General features: G+C 72.6%; 9 protein-coding genes. 5 read left to right on the top strand and 4 right to left on the bottom strand.

The genetic code is table 11. The features are described from left to right. Nucleotides 1-267: 267 nt before the first annotated feature. The 3 genes from VFZ20_RS14090 to VFZ20_RS14080 form a co-directional block, all read right to left on the bottom strand. Complete coding sequence (locus VFZ20_RS14090; RefSeq protein WP_329684535.1) at nucleotides 268-1,545, bottom strand: HAMP domain-containing sensor histidine kinase; 1,278 nt, start codon at nucleotides 1,543-1,545, stop codon at nucleotides 268-270. A gap of 85 nt (nucleotides 1,546-1,630) precedes the next feature. Beyond that, on the bottom strand, nucleotides 1,631-2,920 hold the full coding sequence (gene serS / locus VFZ20_RS14085) for a serine--tRNA ligase (protein WP_329684534.1): 1,290 nt from the start codon (nucleotides 2,918-2,920) through the stop codon (nucleotides 1,631-1,633). Further along, nucleotides 2,920-3,477 carry a hypothetical protein gene (locus VFZ20_RS14080; protein ID WP_329684533.1) on the bottom strand — a complete coding sequence of 186 codons (558 nt, stop codon included), beginning with the start codon at nucleotides 3,475-3,477 and terminating at the stop codon, nucleotides 2,920-2,922. The genes serS and VFZ20_RS14080 overlap by 1 nt, the downstream gene beginning before the upstream one ends. A gap of 219 nt (nucleotides 3,478-3,696) precedes the next feature. On the opposite strand from VFZ20_RS14080, the gene VFZ20_RS14075 reads away from it, so the two are divergent. From VFZ20_RS14075 to VFZ20_RS14055, 5 genes are all read left to right on the top strand, one after another. Then, nucleotides 3,697-4,050 (top strand): roadblock/LC7 domain-containing protein, encoded by a 354-nt coding sequence (locus VFZ20_RS14075; protein ID WP_329684532.1) that lies wholly within the window; start codon nucleotides 3,697-3,699, stop codon nucleotides 4,048-4,050. A gap of 58 nt (nucleotides 4,051-4,108) precedes the next feature. Continuing rightward, the gene (locus VFZ20_RS14070; RefSeq protein WP_329684531.1) at nucleotides 4,109-4,522 is read left to right on the top strand and encodes a response regulator; all 414 of its coding nucleotides are present in this window, start codon (nucleotides 4,109-4,111) and stop codon (nucleotides 4,520-4,522) included. Next, nucleotides 4,519-5,610, top strand: coding sequence for a mannose-1-phosphate guanylyltransferase (locus tag VFZ20_RS14065; RefSeq protein WP_329684530.1), 1,092 nt, complete (start codon nucleotides 4,519-4,521; stop codon nucleotides 5,608-5,610). Before VFZ20_RS14070 ends, VFZ20_RS14065 begins: the two co-directional genes overlap by 4 nt. A 160-nt stretch (nucleotides 5,611-5,770) precedes the next feature. Further along, on the top strand, nucleotides 5,771-6,994 hold the full coding sequence (locus tag VFZ20_RS14060; RefSeq protein WP_329684529.1) for a putative sugar nucleotidyl transferase: 1,224 nt from the start codon (nucleotides 5,771-5,773) through the stop codon (nucleotides 6,992-6,994). A gap of 147 nt (nucleotides 6,995-7,141) precedes the next feature. Continuing rightward, complete coding sequence (locus VFZ20_RS14055) at nucleotides 7,142-7,963, top strand: MBL fold metallo-hydrolase (protein WP_329684528.1); 822 nt, start codon at nucleotides 7,142-7,144, stop codon at nucleotides 7,961-7,963. A gap of 487 nt (nucleotides 7,964-8,450) precedes the next feature. Here VFZ20_RS14055 and VFZ20_RS14050 read toward each other — a convergent pair. Next, on the bottom strand, nucleotides 8,451-8,760 hold a 310-nt coding region (locus VFZ20_RS14050; protein WP_329684527.1), incomplete at its 5' end, for a TraR/DksA family transcriptional regulator.

The following is an 8,760-nucleotide window of genomic DNA, read 5'->3' as shown; positions in this document are numbered from 1 at the left end:
GGGAGAACTGCATGGACGAGGTTCCGTCCACCGCGCGAAAGTCTCCGCCTACACTAACCCCTCCCCCGAAGTTGGGGGAGGGGTCGACCGACGTTGCGAGGAACGAGCAAAAGGCGGTCGGGGGAGAGGGCCCCCCGTCGCGCAGCGACGGGGGGCCGCCTCCAGGACGAGCCCTCCATCCCCCGCTCGTCCCTACCTTCCCTGGCCGTGCCGTACCTTTCGTACCCCGTACCTTTTGTACCCCGTACCCCTCGTACCGTGTCCCCCCTACCCCCGCCGCCCCTTCGCCTCGCCGCGCTCCGTGAGGCCACGCGCCCACGACAGGCGCTTGCGCGGCTCGGCGACGGGCTCCGCGGCTTCGGGGGCGCAGGGCAGGCTCATCACGAAGCGCGCCCCGCGCTCGCTGGGCTCCAGCCGCAGCCGCCCGCCGTGCACGTCCTCCACGATCCGGCGGGCCAGCGACAGGCCCACGCCCCATCCGCCCTTCTTGGTGCTGATCCCCGGATCGAACAGCGTGTCGCGCACCGCCGGCGCCACGCCCGGCCCGTCGTCGATCACCCGGATCTCCACCCGCCTCTCGGCCGCCGCCTCGCTCTCGATGCAGATGGTCCCCCCCATCCCCGCCAGGGCGTCCAGCGCGTTCTTGATGAGGTTCTCCAGCGCCCACTCCAGCAGGATGGCGTTGCCCATCACGGGCGGCGTGCCCTCGGGGACGTCCACCAGGAGCTCCACGCTCTTGCCCAGCTGCGGCAGCCGCACGCGCACGTAGCGCTCCAGCACGCGCAGCAGCATGCGCACGTCCACGGCCTCCGTCTGCACCGGCCGCCCGATCCACTCGAAGCGGCGGGCCACCTTCTCCAGCCGGTCCAGGTCCGCCTCCATCTCCGCCGCCACGGCCGGCAGCGTGGCCATGTGCTCGCGGTCTTCGTCGGGCAGGCGCAGGATCTCCACCCACCCCGCCAGCGACGACAGCGGCGTGGCCATCTGGTGGGCGGACTCGCGGGCCATGGCCGCCCAGATGCGCTCGCGCTCCGTCCGCACGTTGTGCCGGATGACGGACGCCAGGGCCGCCAGCAGCCCCACCAGCGCGCCCACCTGCAGCCACGGGATCCAGCTGAGCCGCGCCACGGCCGGCGGATCGCCGTAGTAGGTGGTGCCCAGGCCCGACTCGGAGATGGGCGGGTTGTCGCGGGCCAGCCTGTCCGCGTACTCCAGCACGCGGATCATGTCGGCCGTGTCGCCCTGCACGGCCTCGAAGGGGAGGTTCACCCAGAAGGCGGGAACGCCGTCCTGGTCGGTGTAGACGATGGGAACGCGCAGGCGCTGGATGTCGCCCGAAAGGGCCAGCAGGGTGCCCACGGGGTCCACGTCGGTGTCGCTCAGGGCGCCGTACACGCGCACCACCATGCGCGAGTGCACCTGCGCGTCGCGGCGCAGCTCGCGCACCAGCATCTGGCTGTACACCAGGTACCAGGCCAGGATGAGCGCGGCCAGCACGGCGAGGGCCGTGGGCACCTGGCGGCGGTTCAGCGAGGGGAGCCGCATGCCCCGGGAAAGGGAGGGAGGTACGGCCGCATGGCGTGTCCGGGGGCGGGCGGGGCCGCCGGACGGCGGCCCCGGGACGCGGACGTCAGGACGGATCCAGGCGGTCCGTGCCCAGGTAGGGGCGCAGGGGCTCGGGGATGAGCACCGAGCCGTCGGCCTGCTGGCCGTTCTCCAGCAGGGCCACCACCGTGCGCGGCAGGGCCAGCCCCGACGCGTTGAGCGTGTGGACGAACTCCGGCCTGGCGCCCGGCTCCGGCCGGTAGCGGATGTTGGCGCGGCGCGCCTGGAAGTCGCGGCAGTTGCTGGCGCTGCTCACCTCCAGCCACCGGTCCACCCCCGGCGCCCACACCTCCAGGTCGTACGTGCGGCTGCTGGAAAAGCCCGTGTCGCCCGCCGCCAGCAGCAGCACGCGGTACGGCAGCCCCAGCAGCTGCAGCGCCTTCTCGGCGTGGCCCGTCAGCCGCTCCAGCGCGTCGGCGGAGTCCTCGACGCGCTCGAAGCGCACCATCTCCACCTTGTCGAACTGGTGCAGCCGCAGCAGCCCGCGCGTGTCCTTGCCCGCCGAGCCCGCCTCGCGGCGAAAGCAGGGCGAGTACGCCGTGTAGGCGATGGGCAGCCGGTCCGCCTCCAGCAGCTCGTCGCGGTGCAGGTTGGTGAGCGGCACCTCGCTCGTGGGGATGAGGAACAGGTCGTCCTCCGGCAGCGCGTACGCGTCGCCGTCCTCCACGAACTTGGGGTACTGCCCCGTGCCCTGCATGCTGTCGCGCGTCACCAGGAAGGGCGGCTCCATCTCCGTGTAGCCGTGCTCCCGGGTGTGCAGGTCCAGGAAGAAGTTGATGAGGGCCCGCTGCAGCCGGGCGCCCATCCCGCGGTACGCGGGAAATCCGCTCCCCGCCACCTTGGCGCCGCCCGGCAGGTCCAGGATGCCCAGGTCCGCCGCGATGTCCCAGTGCGGCCGCGGGGTGAAGTCGAACGCGCGGGGCTCGCCCCAGGTGCGGACGACCGCGTTGGACTCCTCGCCGCCGGCGGGGACCCCGGGGTCCGTGAGGTTGGGCACGCGGAGGAGGATGTGGTCCATCTCCCCCTCCACCTCGCGCAGGCGGCCGTCGATCTCCTTGATGCGGTCGTTCACCTGCCGCATCTCGGCGATCAGGTCGTCCGCGCTCTCCTTGCGGCGCTTGCGCTCGCCCACTTCCTGGCTGACGGCGTTGCGGCGCGACTTGAGCTCGTCGCCCTCGGCGATGGCGGCGCGGCGCTCGGCGTCCAGCGCCAGCACGCGCTCCACGGCCGCGTCGGTGTCGGCGGCCTTGCCGCGCGCGGCGAGGCGCGCGCGGATGGCGTCGGGGTCCTGGCGGATGAGTCGGGCGTCGAGCATCAGTCGGCCAGGCGCTCGTCGTCGCAGCCGTCGTTGATGACCATGGCAAAGCGCGCCGTGCCGGCGGCCTCGTCCACGGCCACGGCCTTGAGCTTGGCGTACTTGACGCAGACGAAGCCCGTGCCGCTGAACTGCCGCGAGCGCAGCAGGTACACGCCGTTGACCGTGACGGGCAGGGGCGTGGTGCCGTACGCCCCGTCGCCGCGGGGGGCGTCCTCGATCTGCTCGAAGGCCTCGTTGCTCACGGCCAGGCCCGCGCCGCGCAGGCCGCCGCCCACGGGGATGAAGGGGCGCAGCACCAGGGTGCCGGCCTCGGTGCGGCGCAGGGCCACGTCCCACTGCTCGGCGTCCTCCAGCAGCTCCGGCCGGCGCACCAGGCGGTCGCGCTGGGTGCGGACGATGTCCAGGGCGCTGCCCACGGACGCGCCGGGAAGCGCCACGGTGGCCGTGTCGGGGCTCAGGATGAGCTCCGACAGCAGGCCGTTCTCGTCGCACGCCGACAGCAGGGGCGCGCAGGCCAGCAGGGGAGCCAGCAGGGCAAAGAAACGCAGACGCACCGGATACCTCGAGTCGAACGGGGCCGTCGCACGCGCGCGCGAAAGAGCCCGTGAAAAAAAAGGCGCCGCCGCGGGGGGCGGACGCGGGGGTAAACTTACGGAACGGCAAGGCCCGGCGTCAACGTGCGCCGGGCGCGGCCAGGGTTGACGGGGGCGCGGGCGCGCGGGTACGTTGACCGCCGTCCACGGACCCGGAATCCCGCAGCGGAGAACGACGGAATGCCCCCTCTCGAGACGGCCCTGGCCGCCCTTGGCGCCCACCCCGGGGTGGAGCACGTGCTGGTGCTGGGCCGCGACGGGCTGCTCATCCAGCACGCCGGCGGCGCCGGGCTGGACGCCGAGACGGTGAGCGCCATGGCGCCGGGCATCGCGCAGGCCGCCGGCGAGCTGGGCCGCGCGGCCGGCCTGGGCGACGTGCAGACCGTCGTCCTCAAGCTGGAGCGGGGCGTGGCGCTCGTATCCACCCTGTCCGCCGACCTGCTGCTGGCCGTGCTGCTGCGCGACGGCGTGGGCTTCGCGCCCCTGCTGCGCGAGCTGTCGGAGCGCCGCGGCGAGCTGGCGGGCCTGGTGTGAGCCGCGCGTACAACCCCGCCGCCGGGCCCGCGGTTCCCCCGCCCCCTGCCGCCGAGCGATGAACGACGAAACCCGGGCCCCCCGCCGCGTGCTGGTGGCCGACGACGAGCCGCACATCGGCCGCATCATCCAGATGAAGCTGGAGCAGGGCCCGTACGAGGTCACCCTGGTCTCCGACGGGCGCGCGGCGCTCGAGGAGCTCAACGGGCCGGAGCCCATCGACGTGGTGCTGCTGGACATCATGATGCCCCACGCCACGGGGCTGGAGGTGCTGGCCGAGGCCCGCCGCCTGCCCCACCGGCGCGACACGCCCATCATCATCCTCACGGCCAAGGGGCAGGACGCCGACCGGCGCCAGGCCATCGAGCTGGGCGCCACGGACTTCTTTACCAAGCCGTTCAGCCCCAAGAAGCTGCTGGCCCGCGTGGACGAGCTGTTCGGCGGCCCGTCCTCCGAGGGAGACGACGCGTGACGGACGTCAGCCCGGCGGAGCAGAACCCGCACCTGTGGACGGTGATCCTGGCCGGCGGCGTGGGCTCGCGCTTCTGGCCCGTGAGCACGCCCCGCCGCCCCAAGCAGCTCCTTCCCCTGGCGTCCGACACGCCGCTCATCCGCGAAACGGTGGAGCGCATCACGCCGCTCGTGCCGCAGGAGCGGCTGCGCATCCTGACGGGCGCGCACCTGGCGGAGCCCATCCTGGGCACGCTGCCGGAGCTGGGCCCCGGCAACCTGTTCCTGGAGCCCCGCGCGGCCGGCACGGCGCCCGTGCTGGCCTGGGCCGCGGCCGAGATCGAGCGGCGCGACCCCGACGCCGTGATGGTGTCGCTGCACGCCGACCACGTCATCCATCCGCCCCAGGCGTTCCGCGCGCTCATCGCCCGGGCGGCGGAGCTGGCGAGCGGACACCGCCGGCTGTTCACCATCGGCGCCCCGCCCACGCGGCCGGAGACGGGGTACGGCTACATCCGCATCGGCCAACCCCTGGAGGCGCTGGAGGGTGACGCGCACCCCGAGCCGGGCAACGCCGTCGCGCAGTTCGTGGAGAAGCCGAAGCGCGAGGTGGCCGAGGAGTACCTGGCGTCCGGCGTGTACCTGTGGAACACGGGGCTGTTCGTGTGGCGCGTGGCGGACCTGCTGGACGGGCTGGAGCGGCAGGCGCCGGAGTTCCGCGAGCTCATCCCCATCCTGCGCGAGGGCGGGACGGAGGAGTTCTTTCGCCTGGCGCCCACCATCAGCATCGACGAGGCGCTGCTGGAGCGGTCCGACCGGGTGGGCGTGGTCCGCGCCACCTTCCAGTGGGACGACGTGGGCGCGTGGGACTCGGTGCTGCGCACGCGGCCGGCGGACGCCGCGGGCAACGTGCTGCTGGGCGACGCGCACGCCGTGGACACGCGCGGCTCGGTGCTGTACGCCGACGACGGCCCGGTGGTCGCCTTCGGCGTGGAGGACCTGGTGGTGGTGCGCACGGCCGGCGTGACGTTCGTGGCGGACCGCGCCCGCTCCCCGGACCTCAAGCACCTGCTGGAACAGCTGCCGGAGTCGCTGCGCACGCTGGGGTGACGTAAAAAAGTGCGAAAGTGCGGGAGTGCGAAAGTGCGAGAGTGAGCGGCGCTCCGCATCGCCGGCCGACCGCCACGCCGGCTGAGCCCGGATCGTGCAAAGGGCCTGCCCTCGCACCACAGCCACTTTCGCACTCTCGCACCTTCGCACTTTCGCACCGATGTTACAGCTGATCCTGTTCGACGACGCCGTCTCGCGCGGGTGGGAGCCGTTCGCCCTCACCCGGCCGGGCGGCGAGCTTCGTTTCGGGGCCCTCACCACGCGCGAGCGGGCGGAGCGCCTGTTCGGCGCGCGCTGCGTGGCGCACCTGGGCGCCGCGCACCTGGCCGGCTTCGCGGAGGCGGACTCGCCGCCCGTGCTGGGCTACGCGGACGCGCCGGCGGACGGCGACCGGCTGTTCCTTTCCGCCCGCGCCGTGCCCGCGTGGGGCGGCGGCGAGGTGTGGCGGGCGCGGCGGGGCGGATCGGGCGCGCTGGTCGTGGGCGGCGAGGTGGCCGGCTGGTACGCCCCGGCGGGGACGCCCGCGCCCCCCGCCGAGTTCTTCGAGTGCCCGCCCACCATCCTGGACCGCACGGGCGCGGTGGAGCTGGAGGGGCGGATGATCGGCCCCGTGTGGGAGCTGATGTCCGGCAACCCGGCGCAGCTCACGGCCGACATCACGGGCCTCTTTCCCGAGGCGGCGGCGGTGGAGCTTCCCGCGGGGTCCCATCGCTTCGGCGAGCACCCGCTGGTGATCGGCGTCGGCGTGCAGATCGAGCCGTGCGTGGTCTTCGACACCAGCGCGGGCCCCGTGTGGCTGGACGACGGCGTGACGGTCAAGGCGTTCACGCGGATGGCCGGGCCGGCGTACGTGGGGCGCAACAGCATCATCCTGGGCGGGCACCTGGAGGCGGTGACCATCGGCGAGGGGTGCCGCATCCGGGGCGAGTTCGCGCAGAGCATCTGCCTGCACCACGTCAACAAGGCGCACGACGGGCACATCGGCCACGCCTACCTGGGCGCGTGGGTCAACCTGGGCGCCGAGACCACCAACAGCGACCTCAAGAACAACTACGGCCCCGTGCGCCTGTGGACGCCGGAGGGCGAAAAGGACACGGGCGAGCTCAAGGTGGGCTGCTTCCTGGGCGACCACGTCAAGACGGGGATCGGCCTGCTGCTGAACACGGGGACGGTGGTGGGCGCCGGCAGCATGCTGTACGGGGCGGAGCTGCCGCCCAAGTACGTGCCCCCGTTCAGCTGGGGGACCGGAGAGGAGCTGACGGTGTACCGGGTGGACAAGTTCCTCGACGTGGCCGCCCGCGCCATGGCCCGCCGGCAGGTTACGCTGTCGGAGGCAGCCGCCGGACAGCTTCGGCGCGCGTGGGACAAGGGCCGGAGTGCGTGAGTGCGTCAGTGCGTGAGTGCGGAAGTGGATCGCGCCGTCAGCGGCCGCATCCGTACTCACGTGGGCTTTCTGCCCACCCGGGCCCGCTTTCGCACTGACGCACTCGCAGTTCACTTCCGCACTAACGCACTTCCGCACTCACGCACTTTGAAGGTCACCGTCCTTGGCAGCGGCAGCCGCGGCAACGCGGTGCTCATCGAGTCCGACGGCACGCGCCTGCTGGTCGACGCGGGCTTCAGCGGGCGCGACCTGGAACGGCGCCTGGCCGCCGTGGACGTGGACCCCGCGTCGCTCACGGCCCTGCTCGTCACGCACGATCACTCCGACCACACGCGCGGCATGGGCATCGCCGCGCGGCGCTGGAACCTGCCCCTCTACCTGACGGACCTGACGCGCAACGTCTGCCGCGGGTTGCTGGACGGCACGGAGGACGTGCGCCCGTACCACAGCGCCGAGCCGGTGGAGATCGGCGGGCTGGTCGTGACGCCGTTCCTCACGGTGCACGACGCGGTGGACCCCGTGGCCGTGACGGTGACGGAGGCGGGGACGGGGGAGAAGCTGGGGATCGCCACGGACCTGGGCCGCGCCACGGCGCCCGTGCGCCACGCGCTGCGCAACTGCGACGTGCTGGTGCTGGAGAGCAACCACGACGAGATCCTGCTGCGCGAAAGCCCGTACCCGTGGTCCGTGAAGTCGCGCATCGGCGGCAGCCACGGCCACCTGAGCAACCGCGCCGCCGCGGAGCTGGTGGGTGAGCTGTTCCACGACGGCCTGTGCGCCGTGGTGCTGGCCCACATGAGCGAGCAGGCCAACGATCCCGGCTTGGCGAAGGAGGTCGTGGGGCTGGCGCTGGAGAAGCGCCGGTTCTCGGGGATGCTGGACGTGGCGCGCCAGGAGGCGCCCGGTGAGCCCATGGACGTGACGCGCATGCGCGCGCTGCGCCTGCCGCCGCAGATGGCGCTGTTCTGAGGGGCCCTCACCCGCTCGCTGTCGCTCGCACCCTCTCCCGCAAACTGCGCGGGAGAGGGTGTATACTTCTACGGGGTTCCTGCCGGGTTGCACGGCCCCTCAACCGTCCGGGTGCTCTCGTGGACGAGGCACGCACCCAGCCGGAGCGATTGAAATCGCCGCTGGAACTTCGCGAAGTCCGCCTGCGCGGACTGCACGGCGGCCGCCCTGCCGTGCCGCATGCCTTTCGCCGGGTGGCGGCCCGTGTTGGCCCTTGAAGCCCCGTTCGCATCGCGCGTCAGCGCGATGCGAACGGGGCTTTCCGCTGTCGTTGCGGCGGGTTCACCCGCTCCGTCTCGAGCGCGGCTACAACGCACGAAGGGCGGCCCTCATCCGAGAGCCGCCCTTCGCCGTTGCAGGCTGTCCCCTGTAACCTGTCCCCCGTAACCCGCAGTTACAGGGGTCAGTTGCAGGCTATTCCCTATTCCCTATCACCTGTTCCCTGCCCTCACGCCGCCTTCTCCTCTTCCTCGCGCCGCTTGCAGTCCAGGCAGTACCGCGCGTGCGGAAGGGCCTCCAGCCGCTGGAAGGGGATCTCCTTCTTGCAGCCGTGGCAGATGCCGAAGGCCTCGGGATCCTTGTACAGGCGGCGCAGCGCCTCCTCGATGCGGTACAGGTAGCGCCCCTCCTTGCTCGCGAACAGGAACGACTTCTCCCGCTCCATGGCGTCGGTGCCCTGGTCCGCCATGTGGAACGAGTAGCTGGAAAGGTCCGCGTCCGCGCTCTCGCGCCCCAGCTTGCTCTGCTGCTGGAACCGG

It is taken from the genome of Longimicrobium sp., from assembly GCF_036280135.1.
In the GTDB taxonomy this organism is placed as follows: domain Bacteria; phylum Gemmatimonadota; class Gemmatimonadetes; order Longimicrobiales; family Longimicrobiaceae; genus Longimicrobium.
This window is presented reverse-complemented; position numbering and strand designations above follow the sequence as displayed.

Bases quoted from the DNA above. Each gene is read 5' to 3' on its own strand.
- VFZ20_RS14090 (WP_329684535.1), bottom strand. From the start codon at position 1,545: ATGCGGCTCCCCTCGCTGAACCGCCGCCAGGTGCCCACGGCCCTCGCC.
- VFZ20_RS14075 (WP_329684532.1), top strand. From the start codon at position 3,697: ATGCCCCCTCTCGAGACGGCCCTGGCCGCCCTTGGCGCCCACCCCGGG.
- serS (WP_329684534.1), bottom strand. From the start codon at position 2,920: ATGCTCGACGCCCGACTCATCCGCCAGGACCCCGACGCCATCCGCGCG.
- VFZ20_RS14070 (WP_329684531.1), top strand. From the start codon at position 4,109: ATGAACGACGAAACCCGGGCCCCCCGCCGCGTGCTGGTGGCCGACGAC.
- VFZ20_RS14060 (WP_329684529.1), top strand. From the start codon at position 5,771: ATGTTACAGCTGATCCTGTTCGACGACGCCGTCTCGCGCGGGTGGGAG.